Below are 22363 nucleotides of genomic sequence, written 5' to 3' on the forward strand. Positions count from 1 at the left end.
CACCCCCTGAATAGAGCTAGTCAACAGGGTGGCGTCCGTGCCGCCCGCAAACGAGCGCGGGGCCCCAGGTCGGGGGCCCCGCGCTCGCACTGCCGGACGTCGCTCAGACCGCCGTCGGCGTCTTCCTCCTCGCTCCACCCGGTGCCGCGTCGCCCGCCGCGATGCCGGTGCTGCGGTAGGCCTTGACCGCCTTGCCCACGGGGCGGCCCGCGTTGTCGGCGAGCCAGTCCACACGGACCCACAGCAGGGCGTCCCCGGCCTGTTCGCGGCGGCCGATCCAGGCGGACTTGAGCCACAGCCCGGTGCCGCAGCCGGCCAGCAGCAGCCCGGCCGCGGCGGGCAGGGCGAAGGCGCTGCCGAGGGCGGCGAGGAAGGCGAGGAGCAGCCACCAGCGGTGGCCCCGGCGCCAGTTGCGCACGGTGACCCCGCGGTCCTGGAGTACGTCGTGCTTGCCGGCGCGGGCGGCCGAACCGGCCAGGGCGGTGTAGCGCCGTCGGCGCGCGCACGCCACGACGGCCGTGGCGACGATGAAGAGCGCGGCACCGGCCAGCACCCCGATCCGGCGTCCGGTGAGTCCCGGCACCAGTACCCCGATGCCCGCCGCGAGGACGCCCAGCCACCACAGTGGTGCGGCTCCCGCCCGTACGACGACGGCGACCCGAGCCAGTCCCACCTGTCCTCCGCGCGCCACGTGCTGCCTCCCGGTCCGTTCCTGCTCGTGCGATGCGTCTGATGGGTGTGTCAGGCGCCGCACTGTAACGGGACAAGGTGAGACGAATCTGAGAACCCGTCCGCCGTCCGGGTCACTCGGGGGGTCACTCCACGAAGAGCCCTCGTGCCGCGGCCTTGGCGTCGAACTCCTCCAGCCGGGCCTGCGCGTCCGGCAGGTCGTCGCACATCGCCTCCAGCAGCACCCGGCCGAGCAGCATCGGCGCGCAGGCCGTGTCGAAGGCGAGGCCGGTGCCGACGGCGGCGGGCAGCAGCAGGTCGGACGCCTTGGCGACCGGCGCGAAGGCGGAGTCGGCGACGGTCACCACCGTGAGCCCCGCCTGCTTGGCGTGGGCGAGCGCGTCGACGACCTCGCGCGGATGCCGGGGCAGGGCGAAGCAGAGCAGGGTGCTCGCCCCGGCGCGTACGGCGGCGTCGATGCGGTCGTGGAGCATCGTGCCGCCCTCGCCCAGGAATCGGACGTCGGCGTGGACCTTGGCGGCGAAGTAGGCGAAGCCGTGCGCCTGGGCCGCGGCGGCCCGCAGTCCGAGCACGGGCAGCGGACGGCTCCCGGCGAGCAGGCGGCCCGCCTCCCGCACCGGCCCCGGGTCGGCCAGCACCTCCGCCAGGTGCCGCAGGTTCTCGATCTCGGCCGCCACGGCCTGCTGGTACTCGTTGACGGAGCCGGTGTCCGCGACCGGTTCCGCGGGGGCGACCTCGCGCAGGTGGCGGCGGAGCGCGGGGTAGCCGTCGAAGCCGAGGGCGACGGCGAAGCGGGTCACGGACGGCTGGCTGACCCCCGCCAGTTCGGCCAGTTCCACGCTCGACAGGAAGGGCACGTCACCGGCGCGGCGGACCATGCTGTGCGCGATGCGCCGCTGGGTGGGCGTCAGCCGGTGCCCCTCGAAGAGCGTCTGCAGCCGCGCGGCCGGACCGTCGCCGCTCGTCCCGCCCACCGCGCCCGTCCCCGCGCTGCCGCCGGTCCCGCTCATGACCTGGCCCCCTCGACCTATTCACGCGCCCCGATTCCTGCATACCGTTATACAGCGGTCCGGCCCCTGTCCCGCGACCGCTGTCCTGCGACCCCTACCGGTGCGCCCCCGTCGGAAACGGGGGATTTCCCCAGTGCCGAAGGCCGTTCCGGCCGCCTACCGTGGGGGCCATGACGGGAATGGACGCACGCGACGCCGACCTCAAGAAGGAACTCGACGCCACCCTGCGCACCCGCAGGGAACTCGGTGAGGAGTACGAGTCCGCGCTGGTCGACTCGTTCCTGGAGAAGGTCGACCAGCGCATCGACGGGGCGGTCGAGCGCAGGGTGCGCCGGCAGGTCGCCGAGCAGCAGATGACGGCGGCCCGGGACAGCCGGTCGCCGAGGTCCACGGACTCGTTCGGGGAGCGCTTCGGCTTCGGCATCGTGTCGCTGGTGCTCGCGATCCCGCTGTCGGCGATCGGCGGCAGCGTGGCCAACCTCCCGGGGATGCTGGTCGCCTGGGCCGGGATCGTCGGGGTCAACGTCGTCCAGGTCGCCCGCACCAATCCGGACCTGTTCGGGCGCCGTCGCGCTGAGAAGGGCGACCGCTGGGAGGACTGAGGGGGCTGAGGGAGGGCTGCGCGGGGACCGCCGCACCCCCAGCGCTGGGGGGCGGGACGACGGCGGTCCCCGCGGGGACGCGCGGTGCCGGCCTCACGGCCTGGGCGGCGCGTCCGTGGCGTCCTTGGAGGTCCGGGAGCCGCTCCGGAAGATCCGTGACGCCGTTCGGCGTCGGCGGGCCCGCGGAGCCTCCCCCAGTGCTCAACGCCTGGGAGGCGCCTCCGCCGGTCCCTGCCGACACCGCACACTCTGCCGGTCCCGTGTTAAGCGACTGCTGCGCGCACGTGACGTGCGCGTTCCACTTCCGCGAAGACCACGAAGATCACGGAAACCGCGGCGACCCCGGCGACCGCGGCGACCACCGGGCGGGGCGCCGGTCCTACTTGCCCTTGGCGAGGAAGGACAGCAGGTCCTGACGGCTCACCACACCGGTCGGCTTGCCCTCGACGAGGACGATCGCCGCGTCGGCACCGCCGAGCACCGACATGAGGTCGGCGACCGGCTCGCCGGAGCCGACCTGGGGCAGCGGGGCGGACATGTGCTTCTCCAGCGGGTCCTCCAGCGAGGCCCGCTGGGCGAACAGGGCGTTCAGCAGCTCGCGTTCCACGACCGAGCCGACGACCTCGGCGGCCATGACGTCCGGGTGACCGGCGCCGGGCTTGACGATCGGCATCTGCGAGACGCCGTACTCGCGCAGCACCTCGATGGCCTCGCCGACGGTCTCGTCCGGGTGCATGTGGACGAGGGAGGGGATGTGGCCGCCCTCCTTGTGGTTGAGGACCTCGGCGACGCGGGCGCTGGGACCGGCGTCCTCCAGGAAGCCGTAGTCGGCCATCCACTCGTCGTTGAAGATCTTGCTGAGGTAGCCGCGCCCGCTGTCCGGGAGCAGGACGACCACCACGTCGTCCTCGCCGAGCCGCGCCGCCACCTCGAGCGCCGCGACGACCGCCATGCCGCAGGAGCCGCCCACCAGCAGGCCCTCCTCCTTGGCGAGGCGGCGGGTCATCTGGAAGGAGTCCTTGTCGGAGACGGCGACGATCTCGTCCGCGACCTCGCGGTCGTACGCCGTCGGCCAGAAGTCCTCGCCGACGCCCTCGACCAGGTACGGGCGTCCGGAGCCGCCGGAGTAGACGGAGCCCTCGGGGTCGGCGCCGATCACCTTCACCGCGCCGTCACTGGCGTCCTTCAGGTACCGGCCGGTGCCCGAGATGGTGCCGCCGGTGCCGACGCCCGCCACGAAGTGGGTGATCTTCCCCGCGGTCTGCTCCCACAGCTCGGGGCCCGTGGAGTGGTAGTGGGAGAGCGGGTTGTTCGGGTTGGAGTACTGGTCCGGCTTCCAGGCGCCCGGCGTCTCGCGGACCAGCCGGTCGGAGACGTTGTAGTAGGAGTCGGGGTGCTCGGGGTCGACCGCGGTCGGGCAGACGACGACCTCGGCACCGTAGGCGCGCAGCACGTTGATCTTGTCGGTGGACACCTTGTCAGGGCAGACGAAGATGCACTTGTAGCCCTTCTGCTGGGCCACGATGGCCAGGCCCACGCCCGTGTTGCCGCTGGTCGGCTCGACGATCGTGCCGCCCGGCCGCAGCTCTCCGCTCTTCTCCGCGGCCTCGATCATGCGCAGGGCGATGCGGTCCTTCACCGAGCCGCCCGGGTTGAAGTACTCCACCTTGGCCAGGACGGTCGCCCTGATGCCCTTGGTCACGCTGTTGAGCCGCACCAGCGGGGTGTTGCCGACGAGGCTGATCATCGAGTCGTGGAATTGCACCGTGGTCTCCGGATGCCGCAAAGGAATGGTCGATATCGGTCCCGCCAGCCTATGGCCTGCCGACCCGCCCGTGCCCCGTGACGGTCGTTCACCCTGCGTTGAGATTGGGCGACCGTCCGTACGGGGCAAGGAGTGGGTGTACGGGTCGAAGGAGGTGGCGGCTACGCATGACGAGCATGTCGAGGGCGAGGGTGGCCAGGCGGATCGCGGCGGGCGCGGCGTACGGCGGCGGTGGCATCGGGCTGGCGGGTGCGGCGGCGGTCGGTCTGGTGGTGGCGGAGGTGCAGTTGGCCAGACGCCGGGTGGGCGTCGGCACTCCCGGCCGGGTGCCGAACGCGCAGGGGTTGTACGGCGGCACCCTGCCCACGGCCGGTGAGCCGCCGCTGCGGTTGATGATGCTGGGCGACTCCACGGCCGCCGGGCAGGGAGTCCACCGGGCCGGGCAGACGCCGGGCGCGCTGCTGGCGTCGGGGCTCGCGGCGGTGGCGGAGCGGCCGGTGCGGCTGACGTCGGTCGCGCTGCCGGGAGCGTGCTCGGACGACCTGGACCGGCAGGTGACGGTGGCGCTCGCGGATCCGGGCCGGGTGCCCGACATCTGCGTGATCATGGTCGGCGCCAACGACGTCACCCACCGGATGCCCGCGACCCGCTCGGTGCGGCACCTGTCCGGGGCGGTACGGCGGCTGCGCACGGCCGGTGCGGAGGTGGTGGTCGGCACCTGCCCGGACCTGGGCACGATCGAGCGGGTGCGGCAACCGCTGCGCTGGCTGGCCCGGCGGGCCTCGCGGCAACTGGCGGCGGCGCAGACCATCGGCGTCGTCGAGCAGGGCGGGCGCACGGTGTCGCTGGGCGACCTGCTGGGTCCCGAGTTCGCGCAGAACCCGCGGGAGCTGTTCGGCCCCGACAACTACCACCCCTCCGCGGAGGGGTACGCCACGGCCGCGATGGCGGTACTGCCGTCGGTGTGTGCCGCGCTCGGCCTGTGGCCGGCCGAGGAGGAGCACCCGGACGCGCTGCGCCGCGAGGGCTTCCTGCCGGTGGCGCGTGCGGCGGCGGAGGCGGCGTCGGAGGCGGGTACGGAGGTCGCTGCCGCGATGCCCACGGGGCCGCGGGGGCCTTGGGCGCTGCTGAAGCGGAGGCGGAGGCGGCGGGTGGCAGAGGCGGAACCCTCCAGCCCGCTTGGGGGCGCCCCCTCCGGGGGAGTTTGAGGACGAGGCCGTCCAGGCCGAAGGGGGCTGGGGGCACAGCCTCCGGGTACGCCCGCCACAGCCCCCGGCACGGAGACACCGTCCGACCGCCGGAGGCAAAAGCAAGCGCTTAGACAGTTGCGGCCCATGTCACATGCCCATAGCCGTGACCCGGGCCATACGGCCGGGTAACTTCCCAACCAGCCCTGCCCGTGCCCACACCGTCTCGCCACTGGAGCCGTGATGCCCGAAGCCGTGATCGTCTCTGCCGCCCGTTCCCCCATCGGCCGCGCCTTCAAGGGCTCCCTGAAGGACCTGCGCCCCGACGACCTGGCCGCCACGATCATCCAGGCGGCCCTCGCGAAGGTCCCCGGGCTGGACCCGCGGGAGATCGACGACCTGATGCTCGGCTGCGGTCTGCCCGGCGGCGAGCAGGGCAACAACCTCGGCCGGATCGTCGCCGTCGAGATGGGCATGGACCACCTGCCGGGCTGCACGATCACCCGGTACTGCTCCTCGTCCCTGCAGACCTCCCGCATGGCCCTGCACGCCATCAAGGCCGGTGAGGGCGACGTCTTCGTCTCGGCCGGCGTCGAGATGGTCTCCCGGTTCGCCAAGGGCAACTCCGACAGCCTCCCGGACACCCGCAACCCGCTGTTCGCCGAGGCCGAGGCCCGCACCGCCGAGGTCGCCCAGCAGGAGGGCACCACCTGGCACGACCCGCGCGAGGACGGCCTCGTCCCCGACCCGTACATCGCGATGGGCCAGACCGCCGAGAACCTCGCCCGCGCCAAGGGCATCACCCGCCAGGACATGGACGAGTTCGGTGTCCGGTCCCAGAACCTCGCCGAGGAGGCCATCAAGAACGGCTTCTGGGAGCGCGAGATCACCCCGGTCACGCTGCCCGACGGCACGGTCGTCGCCAAGGACGACGGCCCGCGCGCCGGGGTCACCCTGGAGGGCGTGCAGGGCCTCAAGCCCGTCTTCCGCCCCGACGGCCTGGTCACCGCGGGCAACTGCTGTCCGCTCAACGACGGCGCCGCAGCCCTCGTGATCATGAGCGACACCAAGGCCCGCGAGCTGGGTCTGACCCCGCTGGCCCGCATCGTCTCCACCGGCGTCTCCGGGCTCTCCCCCGAGATCATGGGCCTCGGTCCGGTCGAGGCCAGCAAGCAGGCCCTGTCCCGCGCCGGGCTGGGCGTCGGCGACATCGACCTGGTCGAGATCAACGAGGCGTTCGCCGCGCAGGTCATCCCCTCCTACCGCGACCTCGGCATCCCGCTGGAGAAGCTGAACGTCAACGGCGGCGCCATCGCCGTCGGCCACCCCTTCGGCATGACCGGCGCCCGCATCACCGGCACGCTGATCAACTCCCTCCAGTGGCACGACAAGCAGTTCGGTCTGGAGACGATGTGCGTCGGCGGCGGCCAGGGCATGGCCATGGTCATCGAGCGCCTGAGCTGACCCCCGCCGAGGACCGCTGAGGGACCGTCAGTAGCGCCTCGCGGACCCAGCGTGACACCGCGGCCCGGAACCCTGTTGCCCACAGGGTTCTGGGCCGTTTTGTGACCCAAACTCCCCCAGGATGTGACCTACCTCTCCCGCACCCCTGATTTACGCAGGTCAGGCCGGTCCCGCCCGCACCTTCCGGGTCCAAAGTCCTGTCCGTTTCGTGACGTTACGCACTGACAGGCGGTTAGTCCTCCCTTCAAGCTGATGTAGGAAGTCGGGGGTCGACTTTGAACCGGGAGTACGTCAGTGAGCGCCATGCCGATCGCCCTGCTGCTCACCACGGCCGCCACCGGCGCCGTGGGCGTCGCCGTCCTGCGCAGCATCCTGGTGCTGCGCCGGCAGGTGACCTCCCTGCGCGCCGAGCTGGCCGAGAGCCGGGCCAGCGCCGTGCGGGGCCGGGTGCCCGCCGCCCGCACCACCGCCGACGCCGAGGAGATACGCGCCGCCGTCGCGGAGGCGCTCGCCGAGGAGCGCGAGCGGGAACTCGCCGAGGCGCGGGCCTTCTGGGCCGCCCAGGAGACCCGGGACGCGTCCGACGCGCCCCTGCTGCTCGGCCTGTCCGACAGTGAGCTGTTCCTGCCCCGCCAGGCCGACCTCGTGGGCCTGGAGCCCGTGACCGAGCCGGTCGCGGACACCGACGAGCCGTCCTCGCAGGAGGCGGGCCACACCGGCCCCAGGGACTCCGCCGAGCTGGCCGCCGCCCGCCGCAGGCACCCCTCGCACCCGGACTTCGTGCCGAACCCGTCCCCGGCCGTGAACGACCACGACCGCACGGTGGCGGCCCTGGAGGAGCTGGCGGAGTCGAGCGTCGCGCTGGCGGACGTCCGTCCGGGCCCCCTGGGCACGCTCGACGTGTACGTCTTCGCCGACGGCACCACCCTGTGCATGACCCCGGGCCACCGCGAGACCGCGGAGCGCCTGGCCGCCGCACTCGGCGCGGGGCAGACGCCGTACCTCCTCGGCGGCTCCGGGATCTCCGGCGCCTACACACTGACCTTCGCCTGCGGCGAGGAGAACGTGTACATACTGGCCGACCGCGTCATCGCGTCCTTGTAGCCGCTCGCGCGGGCGCCCCGCGCCGGGTCACACACCGGCCCGTTTGCGGGCCTCCTCCACCAGCGCCACCGCCTCCTCCACCTGGCCCTCGTCCTCCAGTACGAGGGCCAGGTCGTGTGCGGCGACGGCGATCTGGTCGGCGGCGGCGAACATGCCCGCGTCCGGCATCTCCCGGGGCTCGGCCCCGGGTTCCTCCACGAGCTGGGCACGCCGGGCCAACTCCCTGGCCAGCCCCAGCGCCTCGGCGGCGGCGCCGCGTTGCAGCCTGCTCTGCGGGGCGGCCCGCAGCCGGTCGGCGAAGTCGTCCACGGCACGGGTCAAAGGCGAAGTATCAACCACGGCGCGAGCGTACGCGGCCGTCCGGGACTGTTGCCAACGGGCGGACGCTCGGGCACGGTGACCTGAAGGACCGGCCTACATTCCCTTTCGCCCGGAGGCGCCGATGTCCCACGTCTTCTCCGAGGAGACCCATCGCAATCTGCTCGCCCGTATCCCCCAGTGCACCGGCCGTGAGATCTCCGACTGGCTGCGCGCCGTCGAGGACGGCCCCGCCCTCTTCCGCTTCGAGGAGAAGGTCAGCTGGCTCCGGCACGAACACGACCTCGCGTACGGCCACGCGAAGGCGATCGTCCACGAGTACGACCTGAGAAGGGCCGCGCGCAACCTGCGGTGAGCGGGCGCCGACCCACGACGAAGGGCCCCGGGCACGATGCCCGGGGCCCTTCACTGTTCGTACCGCGCGTACCAGTCGTCGCCGACTAGTCGTTGCTGTTCAGGATCGCGATGAGCCGCAGGAACTCGAGGTAGATCCAGACCAGCGTCAGCGTGAGGCCGAAGGCCGCGAACCAGGCCTCCTCGCGCGGGGCGCCGTAGGCGAGCCCGTCCTCGACCTGCTTGAAGTCGAGGGCGAGGAAGCAGGCACCGAGGATGATGCCGACGATGCCGAAGACGACACCGAGCGCACCGCTGCGGAAGCCGAGGCCGTCGCCGCCGCCGAAGACGGCGAACAGCAGGTTCACCATCATCAGGAAGACGAAGCCGAGCGCGGCTGCCATCACGAAGCCGTAGAAGCGCCGGTTGACGCGGATCCAGCCGGCCTTGTAGGCGATCAGCACACCGGCGAAGACCGCCATGGTGCCGATCACGGCCTGCATGGCCGCGCCGTCGGCGATGCGGTTGTCGACGACGCTGGAGACGACGCCGAGGAAGACACCCTCGAACGCCGCGTACGCCAGGATGAGCGCCGGCGCGGGCTTGCGCTTGAAGGACTGGACGAACGCCAGGATCATGCCGATCACCGCGGCACCGATACCGATGCCGTACGAACGGTTGATGTGGGCGTCGTCCACCGGCAGCAGCGCCCACGCGAGGGCGGCCGTCACCACGAGCACGCCGAGCGTGCTGCCCGTACGGATGACGACGTCGTCCATCGTCATCCGGCCGGTGGTGGCCGGTGCCTGCGGCGGGGCGCCGAACTGCTGGTCCTGCTGCGCGTAAGGGTTCTGCGCGTACGGGTTGCCGGCGGGCTGGGCGTACGGGTTGCCCTGGGTGCCCTGCGCGTACGGGTTGGCCTGCGTGGCGACGGCGGGTCCCCCGGCCTGCGGCGCGGCGTTGAAGCCCGCGTAGCCGTTGTCGCGGCTGAACCCCCGTCGCGAGAAGACCGGGTTTCTGCTCCTCATTTCACTCCTCCATGGCCACACGGCGCAGCCTTGGCTCAAGAGTAATAGAACGGCAAAGGAATGACCCTACTGCTTGGGGAGGATCTTTCCCTTGCCTTGCGACTCAACACGCTACGCCGATCAGTGATTCCCCTCACGGCCGGGGCCCGGTACGCCGCCGGACCCCGCTCACCCGATCGGGAAACCGGTATAGCCCTCGGCGAGGTCGGTCTCGGCCGCGCGGGAGGAGGTGATCCGGTCCAGGCGGGCCCGCTGCAGCCGCTCCTCGAAGGGCGTGGCGCCGGGCGCGCTGTGCAGCATGGTCGTCATGTCGTACGAGAACCGCTCGGCCTGCCAGACACGGCGCAGGCAGGTCGCGGAGTAGGCGTCGAGCAGGTCGTCGGAGCCGGTTTCGGTGCGGTGGGCCAGGGCCCTGGCGAAGGTCACCACGTCGCCGACGGCGAGGTTGAGGCCCTTGGCGCCGGTGGGCGGCACGATGTGCGCGGCGTCACCGGCGAGGAAGAGGCGCCCGTGCCGCATGGGCTCGTGGACGTAGGAGCGCATCGGCGTGACCGACTTCTGGGTGAGGGGCCCGCGGTTCAGGGTCCAGCCGTCGTCGGTCTCGAAGCGGCGCTCCAGCTCGTCCCAGATCCGCTCGTCGCTCCAGTCGCCGGCGTCGGTGTCCGCGGGGACCTGGAGGTAGAGGCGGGAGACGGACGGGGAGCGCATGGACAGCAGGGCGAAGCCGCGGTCGTGGCGGGCGTAGACCAGCTCGTCGTGGGAGGGGGCGACGTCGGCGAGGATGCCGAGCCAGCCGAAGGGGTACGTCCGCTCGAAGGTGCGCCCGCCGGGGACCGCGGCCCGGGCCACGCCCCAGAAGCCGTCGCAGCCGACGACGTAGTCGCACTCCAGCACCTCCTCGGCGCCCCCGGCACCCTCCGCGCCGCCGTGCCGGAAGCGGACGCGCGGCCGGTCCGTCCCGGCCCCCTCCACGGCCAGCGCCTCCGCCTCGAACAGCAGCGGGCCGCCTTCGGTCAGCTGGAGCGCGATGAGGTCCTTGCAGACCTCGGTCTGGGCGTAGACCATGACGGACCTGCCGCCGGTGAGCGCGGGGAAGTCGACGCGGTGGCGGCGCCGGTCGAACCGCAGCTCGATGCCGTCGTGGCGCAGTCCCTCGCGGTCCATCCGCTCCCCGGCCCCGGCCGCGCGCAGTACGTCCACCGTGCCCTGCTCCAGGATTCCGGCGCGCTGCCTGCGTTCGACGTAGGCGCGGTCGCGGCTCTCCAGGACGACCGAGTCGATCCCGGCGTTGTGGAGCAGCCGGGCGAGCAGCAGTCCGGCGGGGCCGGCCCCGATGATGCCGACGGTGGTGCGCATCGGTCGTTCCCTTCGATCGGCGTCGTTGCCTCGCTCGGGCGTTCGCGCCGCGTCGCTCGTGCGTCGGCGTCCACGGTGTTCATGCGAGGGGGTTCGTCTGGTGAAATTTCCTTCACCATCGATGCGCCGAGTTTCGGCCCCCCGCGCGCCGCTGTCAACGGGGGGCCGGTTCTTCTCGCGGTGTGCCGCTCAGTCCTCCCGGCGGTCCCGCAGGAGGCGCTGGATCTCACCCAGCGTCTCCCGGTCGAGGCCCCGGTCGCCGCCCGCGAGGGCGTCCAGGCGCTCGGCGGTGCGGAAGTCGTAGGCGCGCTCCTCGTCCTGGCCCGGTACGGCGGCGTACGGCTCCTTCTCCGCGAAGCCGACGACGACGTCCACGACCTTGGCGAGGATCCAGGTCAGGACGAAGGAGAACGCGCCCACGGCGAGGATCGCGACGACCTGCTTCCAGAGCAGGGAGCCGCCGCCCCCGTAGAAGACGCCTTCCTTGCCGCTGACCGCGGAGGTGGCGAAGAAGCCGACCATGAGCAGTCCGACGAGGCCGCCCGCACCGTGCACGCCGACCACGTCCAGGGTGTCGTCGACGTTCAGCCGGTACTTGAGGGTGACGGCGAACGCGCAGACGAAGCCCGCCACGAGTCCGGTCACCAGCGCGCCGCTGGGATCGATCTCGCCGCAGGCGGGGGTGATGGCCACCATGCCGGCCACGGCCGACGAGCCCACGCCCATCATGGTCACCCGCCGGGTCCTCCAGTACTCCACCAGCGGCCAGGTGACCATCGCGCCGGCCGCGCCGAGCTGGGTGTTGATGAAGGCCGTGGCGGCGGTGCCGCTGTCCTTGACGGCCGACCCGGCGTTGAAGGCCAGCCAGCCGAACCAGAGCAGCGCCACGCCGATCATGACGAGGGGGATGTTGTTGGGCGTCGGCTCCCTGCGCCGGAAGTCCGCGGGGCCCCTGATGACCAGGGCGGTGGCCAGCCCGGCGATGCCTGAGTTCATCTCCACCGGCAGGCCGCCGGCGAAGTCCAGCGCGCCCAGGTGCTTGGTGATCCAGCCGTGGTCCGTGTCGAAGACCCAGTGCGCGATCGGCACGTACACGATCAGCAGCCACAGCACCGAGAAGACCAGCCAGCCCCGCATCGTGGCCCGGCCGGCGATGGATCCGCTGATCAGCGCCACCGTGACGATGGCGAAGCCCATCTGGAAGGTGGCGTACACGTAGGTGGGGATGGACCCGGTCAGGGTGTTCGGCTCGATGCCGCGCAGGAAGGCGTGGTCGAGGTTGCCGATGAGGCCGACGCCGCCGACGTCCGGTCCGAAGGCGAGCGAGTACCCGAGGATGAACCAGAGGATGGTGACGAAGCACAGCGAGGCGAAGCTCATCTTGAGCATCACCAGGATGTGCTTGGTGCGGACCATTCCGCCGTAGAAGAACGCCAGGGCGGGGGTCATCAGCAGCACCATGGCCGCCGCGGCCAGCATCCAGGCGGTGTCGCCGGAGCTGTAGGCGGGCGGCATGGGGGCGGGCGCGGTGATCACGGGCATGGTCTCCTGGGCGCGGGGCGGCGGGTCTACGGCTGGCGGGTCTACGGCTGGCGGTTCACGGTTTGCGCAGGTCGGGTGCGGGGTGACCGGTGAGCAGCCGGCGTACGGCGTCCCAGGCGGCCCGGACGGCCCCGGTGACCCGGGGCTCCTCGTGGGCGAGGATCCGCACCCAGGCCCCGCAGTCGTCCGGGAGCACACTCGCCCCGTGGAGCACCTCGTGGCCCGTCAGGGACGCGTGCAGGGCGTCGGCGATCTCGGCGGCGGGACGCCGGCCGCTCACCACGAACAGGGAGGCGACGTGGTCGTGCCCGCCGAAGACGCCCGGGCCGTCCACCCCGCCGGACCGCTCCGGGGTGAGCCGGAGCGTGTCCACCGCCAGGAGGGTCCCGTCGGGCCGGCGGATCTCCAGGTCGCTGCCGAGGGTGGTGTAGTCGTGCCGCTCACCACGCGCGATCCGGCCCGCGGTGACCGTCTCCCCGTAGACGACCGTGGCGTCCTCGTCGACGGTGATCACGGCGTTCTGGTGGAAGCGGGCGCCCTCGAAGGGGATGAGCGGATCGGGCAGGTACTCGACGTACGCGCCCTCGGCGGCGGTGAGCCGGACCAGCTGCGTCGCGTAGTCCTGCTCCATCCGGTAGACCTTCGTGGCCGCCTGCGTGGTGAACAGCACCTGGGTGTGCGGACCGCACCGGAGGTCCTGGCGGTAGCGGTCGGCCTGGGCGATGCCGCCCCCCGTCGCCATCACGTAGGTGAACGCCATGCCGGGCAGGGCCGGGTCGACGTAGAGCGGACGCATGATCTCCAGCGGAGTCTTCTGGTACCGCTCGACCAGCTCGGTGCGCTCCCCCCGGCGGGCGAAACCGAGATCGAGGATGCCGACCTTGGCCGGCGAACCCGGTCCGAGCGTCTCGGGCACGGCCGAGAACGCCACCAGTTCCGGGGGGAGCCGGGCGGGCTCGTAGTACTCCGGCGCCAGCCGGTCGCGGACGGCCGGCACGTCAGATCAGGACCTTGCGCCGGGACTCGATGAAGGCGAGGACCTCGTCGACGCCCTTGCCGGTCAGGCAGTCGGTGAGCACCACGGGTCCGTCGCCGCGCACCTTGTGGGCGTCGGACTCCATGACGCCGAGGTCGGTCCGCACGTACTGGGCGATGTCGATCTTGTTGATGACCAGCAGGTCGGAGTCGGTGATGCCGGGTCCCCGCTTGCGCGGCATCTTCTCGCCCTCGGCGGTGTCCAGGACGAAGACGAACACGTCGACCAGGGCCGGGCTGAAGGTGAGGGTCAGGTTGTCGCCGCCGCTCTCGTAGAGGAGCACGTCGACGTCGGGGTGGCGTTCCAGCATCTCCGCGCCCGCCGCCAGGTTCATCGTCGGGTCGTCGCGGACGGCGGTGTGCGGGCAGGCGCCCGTCTCGACGCCCACCACGCGGTCGCCCTCCAGCACCCCGGCGAGGGTGCGGCGGATGTGCTGGGCGTCCTCCTGGGTGTAGATGTCGTTGGTGATCACGGCGGGCCGGCGGCCCCGCTCGATCAGGATCGGCACGAGGGCCTCGATGAGAGCGGTCTTGCCCGATCCGACGGGCCCGCCGATCCCCACACGCAGCACGTTGTCCTTCACTTCTCTTCCTCTCCGGGGGTTCCGCGAGGGCCGGCGGCCCTCAACTGGCGAACAGGCGGGCCTCCGCCCGCTCGTGACGGGCCGACATGACGTCGGCCGCGAAGGTGGTGGCCCCGAGGTCGCCGAGGCCGCGGGCCAGCGCCTCGCGGGTGGTCTCCTCGATCACCGGGGCCGTCCGCCGCAGCAGGACCTGCGCCAGCCGGTGGTCGGTCAGCCGCAGCCGCAGCGCCGCTCCGGCGAAGCTGGCGCAGAACGCGAACAGGTCGGCGGCGACGGCCTGCCGCACGGGCACCCCGGCCGCCGCGTACACGACCCCCGCGGCGACGGCCTGGGTCCCGGGGCCCGACGCGCCACCACCGCGCGGTGGTAGCGGACGACACCGGGGCCGCCGAAGACCTCGGCGGCCAGGTCGAGCAGCTGGCGCCCGGTGCGGGTCGCCGCCTGCCGCGTCTCGCGGCCCAGCTTCGTCGCGTGCAGCCGGCGGTCCGTCGCGACCACCGCGTCCCAGTCGTCGGCCGCGGCGGCCCGGTGGGCCAGGGCGAGCGCGGTGGCGTCGGCCGGGCCGACGCCGTGCCGCAGGACGTCGTGGAGCAGCGCGGCCAGGGAGTCGTGGTCGACCGCGCCCTGCTGTGCGAAGCCCTCCAGGCCGTGGGACAGGGTGTAGAACCCGCTGGGGAACGCCGAGTCCGTCAGCTGGAGGCTGACGAGGAGGTGGCCCAGGTCCGTGGCGGGGGCCGCCTCGGACACCACGTCCGCCTCGGGCGTCTCCGCCACCTCGGCCGTCTCCGTCGTCTCGTCGCGGTACATCGGGCTCAGACCAGGAAGAACAGCTGGTTGAGGGGCAGCTTCTGGGCCGGGTCGATGGTTGCGACCTTGCCGTTCACCGTGACCTTGTACGTCTCCGGGTCCACCTGGATGTCGGGCACCACGTCGTTGCGGATCATGTTGTGCTTGCCGATCGTGCGGGTCTTGCGCACCGGCAGGACCCTCCGCTGGAGGCCGAGCTTCTCGGGCACCCCGGCCGCGATGCCGGCCTGTGACATGAAGGTGACGTGGGTCGACTGCATGGCCTTGCCGTACTGGCCGAACATGGGCCGGTAGTAGACGGGCTGGGGGGTGGGCAGCGAGGCGTTCGGGTCGCCCATCTGCGCCCAGGAGACGACGCCGCCCTTGATGACCATCTTGGGCTTGGCTCCGAAGGAGTGCATGGGCCACAGCACGATGTCCGCGAGCTTGCCCGCCTCCAGCGTCCCCACGTAGTCCGAGATGCCGCTGGCGATGGCCGGGTTGACGGTGACCTTGGCCAGGTAGCGCAGGACGCGGTTGTTGTCGTTGCGCGCGGAGTCCTCCGGCAGCGGGCCGAAGGCCTCCTTGCAGACGTGGGCGATCTGGAAGGCGCGGGTGACGGACTCGCCGACGCGGCCCATGGCCTGGGAGTCGGACGAGACCATGCTGATGATGCCCTGGTCGTGCAGGACCGTCTCGGCGGCGATGGTCTCCGCCCGCACCCGGCTGTCGGCGAAGGAGACGTCCTCGGGGATGTCGTGGCTGAGGTGGTGGCAGACCATCACCATGTCCAGCAGCTCGTCCACGGAGTTCTTGGTGTAGGGCAGCGTCGGGTTGGTCGACGAGGGAAGGACGTTCGGCTCGCCGGTGACCCGCAGGATGTCGGGGGCGTGGCCGCCGCCCGCGCCCTCGCTGTGGAAGGTGTGGATCGTACGGCCGTCGATCGCGGACCGGGTGTCCTCGAAGAAGCCGCCCTCGTTGAGGGTGTCGGTGTGGATGGCGACCTGGACGTCGTGCCGGTCGGCGACCGCCAGCGCGTTGTCGATGACGGCGGGGGTCGAGCCCCAGTCCTCGTGCACCTTGAGCGCGGCGGCGCCCGCCTCGATCTGCTCGTCCAGGGCCGCGGGGAGGCTGCCGTTGCCCTTGCCCATGATGCCGAGGTTGACCGGCAGGTCCTCGGCCGCCTCCAGGAAGCGGGCGAGGTTGTAGGGGCCGGGCGTGCAGGTCGTGCCGTTGGTCCCGTCCGTCGGCCCGGTACCGCCGCCGAAGAAGGTGGTGATGCCGTTGCTGAGCGCCTGCTCGCACTGCTGCGGCGAGATCAGGTGCACGTGCGAGTCCATCGCTCCGGCGGTGGCGATCAGGTGCTCACCGGCGACGACCTCGGTACCGGGGCCGATGACGAGTCGGGGGTCGACGGCGTCCTGGGTCTGCGGGTTGCCGGCCTTGCCGATGCCCGCGATGAACCCGTCCTTGACGCCGATGTCGCACTTGACCACACCGAGCACCGCGTCCAGGACCACGGCGTTGGTGATGACGAGGTCGAGGGCCCCCTGCGCCGCGGTGGCCTGCGGGTCGGCGGCCATGCCGTCACGCATGGTCTTGCCACCGCCGTAGACGACCTCGTCGCCGTAGGAGCCCTCACGGACGTCCTTCTCGACCTCGACGACGAGGTTGGTGTCGGCCAGCCGGAACCGGTCGCCCACCGTGGGGCCGAACAGGTCGGCGTACTGCTTGCGGGACAGGGTCGGCATGTCAGTTGGATCCCTTCTTCTTGGACTTCTTGGCGCCGTCCTTGTCCTTGGCGCCGGTGCTCCGGAAACCGCGCTCCAGCGCCCGGCTCACGGCTTCCACCCGGGCGGGGTGCGACTTGACGCTGCCGTTGAGGAGCCCGCTGAAGCCGGTGAGGCGGCCGGTGCCCGCGTAGGCGCACAGCTCGACCTCGCGGGTGCCGCCGGGCTCGAAGCGGACGGAGGTGCCGGCGGCGATGTTGAGGTGCATGCCGAGCGTGGCCTCGCGGTCGAACTCGAGGGCGGAGTTCGCCTCGAAGAAGTGGTAGTCCGAGCCGACCTGGATCGCCCGGTCGCCGGTGTTGCTGACGCTGACCTTGAGGGTCCGCCGGCCGGCGTTGATCTCGATCGGCTCGTCGCCGTACTGGTGGCGGGGAGGGAGTTTCATCGAAGGCTCCTGCTGGATGGGAGAACGGAGGAGGCGGAGGAGGCGGAGGACGCGGAGGAGGCGGCATGGACGGGGGCGGCAGCGGAGGCCGGGGCACCGCGCGCCCCGTGGACGTGACCGCCGCCGACCGGAGCGTGGTCGTGGCTGTGCCCGTGGCCGCCCGGGCCGTGGTCGTGCCCGTGGCCGCCCGGGCCGTGGTCGTGCCCGTGGCCGCCCGGGCCGTGGCTGTGGGAGTGGCCGTGGTCGTGGGCCGCCGTGAGGCCCCGGGGCAGGCCGTCGTCGCCGTGCCGGTCGTACCGGTGCCAGGCGTCACCGACGCGCGCGTCGAGCACCCCCGCCGTCGCGGGCGCCGTCAGGAGGGGTCCGCCCGGCTCGCCGTACCCGGTGTCCGGCACCCGCGGGACCGCCCAGGCGGCCGGCAGCAGCACGACGCGCTGGGCGCCCAGGGCGCGGCAGCGCCGGACGCCCTCGGCCGGGTCCGGATCGCCACCGGTGAGAGCGACCTCGACGGTGCGGTGGCGGCCGTACTGCCGCACCAGACGTGCGATCCGGAAGAGGTCCGCGTCGACGAAGGGGTCGCCGGACGGCGCGGTGATCAGGAGCGCCCGGTCGCGCGGCACCCGTGTGGCCGCCGCCCGGAGCCACCCGACCAGGTGTTCCGCGGTCCCGAACGGCTCGGCCAGCACGGTGCCCGCGCGCTCCTCGGGGGCCAGGTCCAGCAGGGTACGGGCGGCGTCGGCGACCAGCTCCGGGTCGCGCCCCAGCGTCATCGGCACCACGCAGACGTCCTCGCCGCGGGCGCGTGACGCGCGGACGCGGCGGAGCAGTTCACGGCCGCCGGACACGCAGGACACCTGAGGGCCCAGCAGGTCCCGTACGGCATGCCCGCCGTCGCTCTCGTGGCCGCAGACGGCGACCACCGTGCCGCGGCGCACGATCAGCCGCCGACCGGGTCGTGGCAGGAGACCAGCTTGTTGCCGTCGTCGAAGGTCGCCTCCACCTGGAGCAGCGGCAGCATCTCCCGCACACCCGGCATGGTCTGGTCCTCGACGACCACCTGCCGGCCCAGCTCCATGCAGTCCGCGACGGTCTTGCCGTCCCGGGCGGCTTCCAGGATGGCCTCGGTGATGAGCGCCACCGATTCGCTGAAGTTGAGCTTCAGCCCGCGCTCCCGGCGTTTGCGCGCCAGGTCCGCGACGACGTACACCAGCAGCTTGTCGATCTCTCGGGGGGCCAGGTTCATGGGACTGCCTTCCTCGGTGACGCGGGGGGGGCGTGACGCGGTCGTGGTCGGGCCGGGACCTCAGGAGTCGTCGGCCAGCAGGGTGATGCGGGACAGGAAGGGCACCGCCGCCAGCAGGGCCCAGGTGGCGATGTTGAACGGCCAGGTGAAGGTGTGGCTGCCGAACTTCTCGAACAGCACCGACAGCGAGGCCGTCAGGGCGGTGGTGGCGGCGGCGGCCAGCACCGTGTAGGCGAAGTTCCAGGCGGTGGCGCGCAGCAGGACGACGCCGAACGCGAGGCTCGTCAGGACCGCGTTGTAGCCGTAGATCCCCTCGCCGATCAGCGCGGCCGGAGCGCCGAGCGCCCACGCGGTGAGGATCCCCACGACGCTGCCCAGCACGGCGAACAGCCCCACCCGCCACCCGGCCAGGAAGAGGCCGGCCAGCATGATCAGGCCGACGTACCAGGTCTCGACGAAGAAGATCTGCGAGAAGTTGGAGAAGAAGCCCTGCCACAGGTCCGTCCAGCTGACGTAGGGGCTCTTGGGGGTGGCCGGGGTGACCGCGGACTCGGGGGTGCCGTGCCAGACGCGCTCGAACGAGGGGGCGCCCAGCACCATCACCAGGGAGACCAGGCAGAACGGCCCGGTGAAGGCCCTGAGTCCGAAGGGCGTGAGCAGGGTTCCGAGGGTGGCGGTCACCAGGGTGCACGTCACGGCCGCGCACACCGCCATGACGTACGTCGAGGGGTGGTTGCCGAGGTAGACCACCATGGCGATGCCGCCCAGCACACCGCAGTAGGTCATCAGCCCCTGGGTCACCGAGTCGTGCGAGACCGCCAGCAACCGCGCCGTCAGCGTGGCGACGACCGCTCCGATGGTGGCGAACAGGCCGATCTCCCAGCCCGCCACCCAGAGGGCGACGAGGATGACGAGCGAACACCACAGGCTCGCCTGGAAGTCCACCTGCCCCACGCCCCGCAGGGCGCCGAGGGCGGTCTCCTTCCACGTGTGCGCGGACGACTTCGGCGGTGGCGACCCGGCACCGTGCTCGATCGACTGCGAGGCCACGCTGACTCCTTCGCGGGGGCTGAGGGCCTCTGACGGGCCGTCGGCTGATCGGTGAGTCGCTGTCCTCCCGCACGATGCCCGCATGATCGGGAGCCAGCTAAGGTGACGATATGCACCTTTTTGGCGATATGCACCTCCACCCTCATCCGGACTCCGCGGTCGGCTCACGGGCCCCCGTGGTCGCCGCGGTGGCGGTCGGCGGAGCGGTGGGCGCCCTCCTGCGCTACGGCGCCTCCCGCCTGTGGCGCAACGGCAGCGACGCGGCGCTGCTGTGGCGAACGGGTGAGGCGTCCTTCCCGGTGACGACCCTGCTGATCAACGTGGTGGGGTGCTTCCTGATGGGCGTACTCACCATCGCGGTCAAGGAGCGCTTCACCGGCGCTCCGCGCCTGTTGAACCCCATGCTCGGCACCGGCGTCCTCGGCGGCTTCACCACGTTCTCCTCCTACACCGACGACACCCGCCGGCTGTTCGAGAACGACCAGCCGGGCTACGCCGTGACCAACCTGCTGGTGACGGTGGCGGGTTGTCTGACGGCGGTGGTCCTGGGTGTGGTCGTGGCCCGGCTGGCCCTGGTGCGTGACCGGCACGCGGGGGCCGGGGAAGGAAGTGGGTCCTGATGGAGTGGCTGCTGGTCCTGGCGGGCGGTGCGGTCGGCGCTCCGGCCCGTTATCTGATCGGTGCGGCGACGAAGGAGCACCTGCGGTCCTCCTTCCACTGGGGCACGTTCCTCGCCAACATGGCCGCCGCCCTGCTCCTGGGCTTCCTCGTCCAGGCGGGCGCCGAGGGGGCACTCGGCCAGTCCGGCCAGGCGCTGCTGTCGACCGGCTTCTGCGGCGCCCTGTCCACCTGGTCGACGTTCTCCAACGAGGTCCACTCCCTGGCGAGCGCCCGGCGGCTGGCCGGAGCCGCCGGCTACGTGTTCGTGACGGTCGCGCTCGGTCTCGGCCTGTCGTTCGCGGGCATGGCGGTCGCCCAGGCCCTGTGGTGAGCGCGGCCGTCGCGAGCACGGCGCACAGGTGGCGCAGCGGTCTGACGTCGTTCGACCGGCGGCGCGCGGCGCGGTCGATGGTGGTCTTCGGGCTCTCCTTCGGCGCGGTCACGGCGGTCGGCGGGATCCACCACGGGATCTTCGCGGCGATGGGCTGCTACGTGGACGCGTACGGCGCCCGCGAGCCCTACCCGCGGCGGGGGCCCCTGCTCGTGCTCCTCTCGGCGTCCTTCCTCGTGGCCTTCGTCGCGGGCTCCGCGGCCGCGGGAGACGTGTGGGCCATGGTGGGGGTCCTCACCGTCGTCGCCGTCGCGGCCACCCTGCTCGTGCGCACGCTGCGGGTGAGCGGACCGGGCAGCTACTTCGTCATCCTCGTCGCCTCGCTCGCGGCCTTCCTCCCACCGGTCACCCCGGCGGACACGGCGGTACGGGCCGGCTGCCTCGCCCTCGGGGCGGTGCTGTCCTGCGCGGCCACCATGTCGGGGTGGCTGTCGCGGCCCTACGAGCCCGAGGAGCGGGCGGTGTCGGCCGCCTTCCGTTCGGTCGCGAGGTTCGCGGAGGCACAGCGCGAGCACGACGCCGGGCAACGCTCCGGGGCCGGGACGGGGTCCGGGTCCGGGAACGGGAACGGGGCCGGTGGCACCGCGCGGGACGCGCGGGGTGCTCTCCTCGCCGCCGGGCAGAGCGCCTACGTGGCCGCGCACGGTGCGTGGGTGGCGCTGGACAACGCCCGGAAGGGCCGCGGCGCGGGAACCGCGCCGGAGCCCGCTCCCCGGCGGTTGGCGCTCTACGCCCTCATGACCCGGCTCGAGGCCCTGCTCGACACGGTGCAGAACGCGACCGAACGGGGCGGTGCCCCGGTGTCGCCCGACCGGGTCGCGTGGCTGAGGACCGCGGCGACCGACATCGCGGCGGGCCGCGTCCCGGGGCCTTCCCCCGACGGCCACCGGACCTGGCGGGAGCCGATGAGGGCGGCCCGCGCGCTGTGGCCCGCGCCGCTGCCACCCCGCGAGACCCTGCGCACGGAACTGTCCCGCCCGCTGTCCCGCTCGTCCCCCGACCTCCCGGTGGCCCTGCGCATCGGGCTCGCCGTCGCGGTCGGCACCGTACTGGGCTCCGTACTTCCCCTTCTGCACCCGGCGTGGGTGGCCGTCGGGGCGGCCGCCGCGCTACAGGGCGGCCCGGGCCGGCAGCCCGCCCAGCGCGCCCGGGTCCGGTTCCTCGGAACCCTCACCGGGGTGGGTGTCACGGCTCTGGCCTTCCACTCCTACCAGCCGGGCACCTGGGTGACCGTCACCGTGGTCACCGCCGCCCACGCGGTCTCCCGCGGCGCACCCCCCGGCGCCCTCTTCGTGCGCACCATGCTGAGCACCCCGGTCGCCCTGCTGCTGGTCGCCACCGTCGTCCCGGACGGCCTGGGCCGGCTGGCCGCCTTTCGGCTCCTCGACCTGACCCTCGGCCTCGTGCTCGGGCTGGCCGCCACGCTGGTGCTGGCCGGTGTGCCCGGGCGCCGGGTGTGCGCGGCGGTGGCGAGCGCCGTGCAGGCGACGGGGACGGCCGTGCGGGAGCGTCTGCGGACGGGGGAGGTCCGGCCCGGGTGCGAGGGAACGGCCTGGCAGCGGACGGCGGAACTGTGGGACATGAACGCCGCCGTGCCCGCCGAGGAGGTCCGCACCACCGGCACCGCGGACCGGCTGTGGCCGGCCGTCCTGGCGGTGCGACGTCTGCTGTCCTGGACCGTGCTCGCCGGCCCGGCGCCCCCCGCTCCGGACGAAGCCGTCCGCGTCGGGCGCCACCTGGACGCCCTGGCCCGTGCGGCGGCCGCGGGACTGCCCGGCTCGTCCGCCGTGCGCGAGGCCCTTCCCGGACCACCACCGGTAACGCCACCGGCACCGGCGCACGCTGCGGAGCTGCACCGCAGGCTGGTCGCGCTGGCGGACGCGCTGGTGCGACCCGATCCCACACCGGAGTCCCGCGAAGGGACCGGCGGACAGGGCGAAGGAGGCCGGTCGTAACAGGGCGTCTCGTGATCACGACAGGAGTGTCATGACACCGTAACCGCGCTTCCTGAGGGGTCGCCGCACCGTTCAGGATGGTGAT

General features: G+C 72.6%; 22 protein-coding genes and 1 pseudogene. 8 read left to right on the top strand and 15 right to left on the bottom strand.

The window, feature by feature from the left end; translation table 11 throughout:
- Positions 1-103: 103 nt before the first annotated feature.
- Both BJ961_RS32365 and BJ961_RS32370 read right to left on the bottom strand, forming a co-directional pair.
- Positions 104-691 carry a hypothetical protein gene (locus tag BJ961_RS32365; protein ID WP_271416315.1) on the bottom strand — a complete coding sequence of 196 codons (588 nt, stop codon included), beginning with the start codon at positions 689-691 and terminating at the stop codon, positions 104-106.
- Between the two features lie 124 nt (positions 692-815).
- Positions 816-1700 carry a MurR/RpiR family transcriptional regulator gene (locus BJ961_RS32370; protein WP_271416316.1) on the bottom strand — a complete coding sequence of 295 codons (885 nt, stop codon included), beginning with the start codon at positions 1698-1700 and terminating at the stop codon, positions 816-818.
- 179 nt (positions 1701-1879) lie between these two features.
- Here BJ961_RS32370 and BJ961_RS32375 point away from each other — a divergent pair, with 179 nt between their 5' ends.
- Positions 1880-2302, top strand: coding sequence for a hypothetical protein (locus tag BJ961_RS32375; protein ID WP_271417236.1), 423 nt, complete (start codon positions 1880-1882; stop codon positions 2300-2302).
- Positions 2303-2681: 379 nt separating this feature from the next.
- Here the strand turns inward: BJ961_RS32375 and BJ961_RS32380 are convergent, their stop codons facing one another.
- Positions 2682-4067, bottom strand: a complete 1386-nt coding sequence (locus BJ961_RS32380; protein WP_271416317.1) for a cystathionine beta-synthase — start codon at positions 4065-4067, stop codon at positions 2682-2684.
- A 167-nt stretch (positions 4068-4234) separates the two neighbouring features.
- Here BJ961_RS32380 and BJ961_RS32385 point away from each other — a divergent pair, with 167 nt between their 5' ends.
- The 3 genes from BJ961_RS32385 (at position 4235) to BJ961_RS32395 (ending at position 7822) form a co-directional block, all read left to right on the top strand.
- Positions 4235-5275, top strand: coding sequence for an SGNH/GDSL hydrolase family protein (locus tag BJ961_RS32385; protein ID WP_271416318.1), 1041 nt, complete (start codon positions 4235-4237; stop codon positions 5273-5275).
- A 222-nt stretch (positions 5276-5497) separates the two neighbouring features.
- A complete protein-coding gene (locus BJ961_RS32390; protein WP_271416319.1) occupies positions 5498-6718 on the top strand; it encodes an acetyl-CoA C-acetyltransferase in 1221 nt (406 codons plus the stop codon).
- Positions 6719-7012: 294 nt separating this feature from the next.
- Positions 7013-7822, top strand: coding sequence for a hypothetical protein (locus tag BJ961_RS32395; protein ID WP_271416320.1), 810 nt, complete (start codon positions 7013-7015; stop codon positions 7820-7822).
- 27 nt (positions 7823-7849) lie between these two features.
- Here BJ961_RS32395 and BJ961_RS32400 read toward each other — a convergent pair whose 3' ends face one another.
- Positions 7850-8131: a hypothetical protein gene (locus BJ961_RS32400; RefSeq protein ID WP_271417237.1), complete on the bottom strand. Its 282-nt coding sequence runs from the start codon at positions 8129-8131 to the stop codon at positions 7850-7852.
- Positions 8132-8264: 133 nt separating this feature from the next.
- Here BJ961_RS32400 and BJ961_RS32405 point away from each other — a divergent pair, with 133 nt between their 5' ends.
- Positions 8265-8495, top strand: coding sequence for a DUF4287 domain-containing protein (locus BJ961_RS32405; RefSeq protein ID WP_271416321.1), 231 nt, complete (start codon positions 8265-8267; stop codon positions 8493-8495).
- Positions 8496-8580: 85 nt separating this feature from the next.
- Here BJ961_RS32405 and BJ961_RS32410 read toward each other — a convergent pair whose 3' ends face one another.
- The 11 genes and pseudogenes from BJ961_RS32410 to BJ961_RS32460 all read right to left on the bottom strand — a co-directional run bounded on the left by BJ961_RS32410 (position 8581) and on the right by BJ961_RS32460 (position 19272).
- A complete protein-coding gene (locus BJ961_RS32410) occupies positions 8581-9501 on the bottom strand; it encodes a Bax inhibitor-1/YccA family protein (RefSeq protein ID WP_271416322.1) in 921 nt (306 codons plus the stop codon).
- Between the two features lie 168 nt (positions 9502-9669).
- Complete coding sequence (locus tag BJ961_RS32415) at positions 9670-10857, bottom strand: 4-hydroxybenzoate 3-monooxygenase (RefSeq protein WP_271416323.1); 1188 nt, start codon at positions 10855-10857, stop codon at positions 9670-9672.
- 189 nt (positions 10858-11046) lie between these two features.
- Positions 11047-12393, bottom strand: coding sequence for an ammonium transporter (locus BJ961_RS32420; protein WP_271417238.1), 1347 nt, complete (start codon positions 12391-12393; stop codon positions 11047-11049).
- Between the two features lie 61 nt (positions 12394-12454).
- On the bottom strand, positions 12455-13396 hold the full coding sequence (locus BJ961_RS32425) for an urease accessory protein UreD (RefSeq protein ID WP_271416324.1): 942 nt from the start codon (positions 13394-13396) through the stop codon (positions 12455-12457).
- 1 nt (position 13397) lies between these two features.
- Positions 13398-14018 carry an urease accessory protein UreG gene (gene ureG / locus BJ961_RS32430; protein WP_271416325.1) on the bottom strand — a complete coding sequence of 207 codons (621 nt, stop codon included), beginning with the start codon at positions 14016-14018 and terminating at the stop codon, positions 13398-13400.
- Positions 14019-14058: 40 nt separating this feature from the next.
- Positions 14059-14825: pseudogene (locus BJ961_RS32435) on the bottom strand (urease accessory protein UreF).
- Between the two features lie 5 nt (positions 14826-14830).
- Positions 14831-16555 carry an urease subunit alpha gene (gene ureC / locus BJ961_RS32440; RefSeq protein ID WP_271416326.1) on the bottom strand — a complete coding sequence of 575 codons (1725 nt, stop codon included), beginning with the start codon at positions 16553-16555 and terminating at the stop codon, positions 14831-14833.
- 1 nt (position 16556) lies between these two features.
- Positions 16557-16979: an urease subunit beta gene (locus BJ961_RS32445; RefSeq protein WP_271416327.1), complete on the bottom strand. Its 423-nt coding sequence runs from the start codon at positions 16977-16979 to the stop codon at positions 16557-16559.
- Entirely contained in the window at positions 16976-17914 is a 939-nt protein-coding gene (locus BJ961_RS32450; protein ID WP_271416328.1) for a sirohydrochlorin chelatase, read from the bottom strand. Before BJ961_RS32450 ends, BJ961_RS32445 begins: the two co-directional genes overlap by 4 nt.
- Before the next feature lie 2 nt (positions 17915-17916).
- Positions 17917-18222, bottom strand: coding sequence for an urease subunit gamma (locus BJ961_RS32455; RefSeq protein ID WP_271416329.1), 306 nt, complete (start codon positions 18220-18222; stop codon positions 17917-17919).
- A 60-nt stretch (positions 18223-18282) separates the two neighbouring features.
- Positions 18283-19272: an urea transporter gene (locus tag BJ961_RS32460; RefSeq protein ID WP_271416330.1), complete on the bottom strand. Its 990-nt coding sequence runs from the start codon at positions 19270-19272 to the stop codon at positions 18283-18285.
- Between the two features lie 128 nt (positions 19273-19400).
- Here BJ961_RS32460 and crcB point away from each other — a divergent pair, with 128 nt between their 5' ends.
- Genes crcB through BJ961_RS32475 form a run of 3 tightly spaced genes read left to right on the top strand, consistent with a single transcriptional unit; the run spans position 19401 to position 22278 of the window.
- Complete coding sequence (gene crcB / locus BJ961_RS32465; protein WP_271416331.1) at positions 19401-19892, top strand: fluoride efflux transporter CrcB; 492 nt, start codon at positions 19401-19403, stop codon at positions 19890-19892.
- A complete protein-coding gene (locus BJ961_RS32470; RefSeq protein WP_271417239.1) occupies positions 19889-20263 on the top strand; it encodes a fluoride efflux transporter FluC in 375 nt (124 codons plus the stop codon). The genes crcB and BJ961_RS32470 overlap by 4 nt, the downstream gene beginning before the upstream one ends.
- Positions 20260-22278, top strand: a complete 2019-nt coding sequence (locus BJ961_RS32475; protein WP_271416332.1) for an FUSC family protein — start codon at positions 20260-20262, stop codon at positions 22276-22278. Before BJ961_RS32470 ends, BJ961_RS32475 begins: the two co-directional genes overlap by 4 nt.
- Positions 22279-22363: the final 85 nt, after the last annotated feature.

The organism is Streptomyces lienomycini, from assembly GCF_027947595.1.
Lineage (GTDB): Bacteria > Actinomycetota > Actinomycetes > Streptomycetales > Streptomycetaceae > Streptomyces > Streptomyces lienomycini.

Excerpts from the sequence above, each read along its gene's own strand:
- BJ961_RS32370 (WP_271416316.1), bottom strand. The coding sequence starts at position 1,700 with ATGAGCGGGACCGGCGGCAGCGCGGGGACGGGCGCGGTGGGCGGGACG.
- BJ961_RS32375 (WP_271417236.1), top strand. The coding sequence starts at position 1,880 with ATGGACGCACGCGACGCCGACCTCAAGAAGGAACTCGACGCCACCCTG.
- BJ961_RS32385 (WP_271416318.1), top strand. The coding sequence starts at position 4,235 with ATGACGAGCATGTCGAGGGCGAGGGTGGCCAGGCGGATCGCGGCGGGC.
- BJ961_RS32390 (WP_271416319.1), top strand. The coding sequence starts at position 5,498 with ATGCCCGAAGCCGTGATCGTCTCTGCCGCCCGTTCCCCCATCGGCCGC.
- BJ961_RS32405 (WP_271416321.1), top strand. The coding sequence starts at position 8,265 with ATGTCCCACGTCTTCTCCGAGGAGACCCATCGCAATCTGCTCGCCCGT.
- BJ961_RS32410 (WP_271416322.1), bottom strand. The coding sequence starts at position 9,501 with ATGAGGAGCAGAAACCCGGTCTTCTCGCGACGGGGGTTCAGCCGCGAC.
- BJ961_RS32415 (WP_271416323.1), bottom strand. The coding sequence starts at position 10,857 with ATGCGCACCACCGTCGGCATCATCGGGGCCGGCCCCGCCGGACTGCTG.
- ureC (WP_271416326.1), bottom strand. The coding sequence starts at position 16,555 with ATGCCGACCCTGTCCCGCAAGCAGTACGCCGACCTGTTCGGCCCCACG.
- BJ961_RS32445 (WP_271416327.1), bottom strand. The coding sequence starts at position 16,979 with ATGAAACTCCCTCCCCGCCACCAGTACGGCGACGAGCCGATCGAGATC.
- BJ961_RS32455 (WP_271416329.1), bottom strand. The coding sequence starts at position 18,222 with ATGAACCTGGCCCCCCGAGAGATCGACAAGCTGCTGGTGTACGTCGTC.
- crcB (WP_271416331.1), top strand. The coding sequence starts at position 19,401 with ATGCACCTCCACCCTCATCCGGACTCCGCGGTCGGCTCACGGGCCCCC.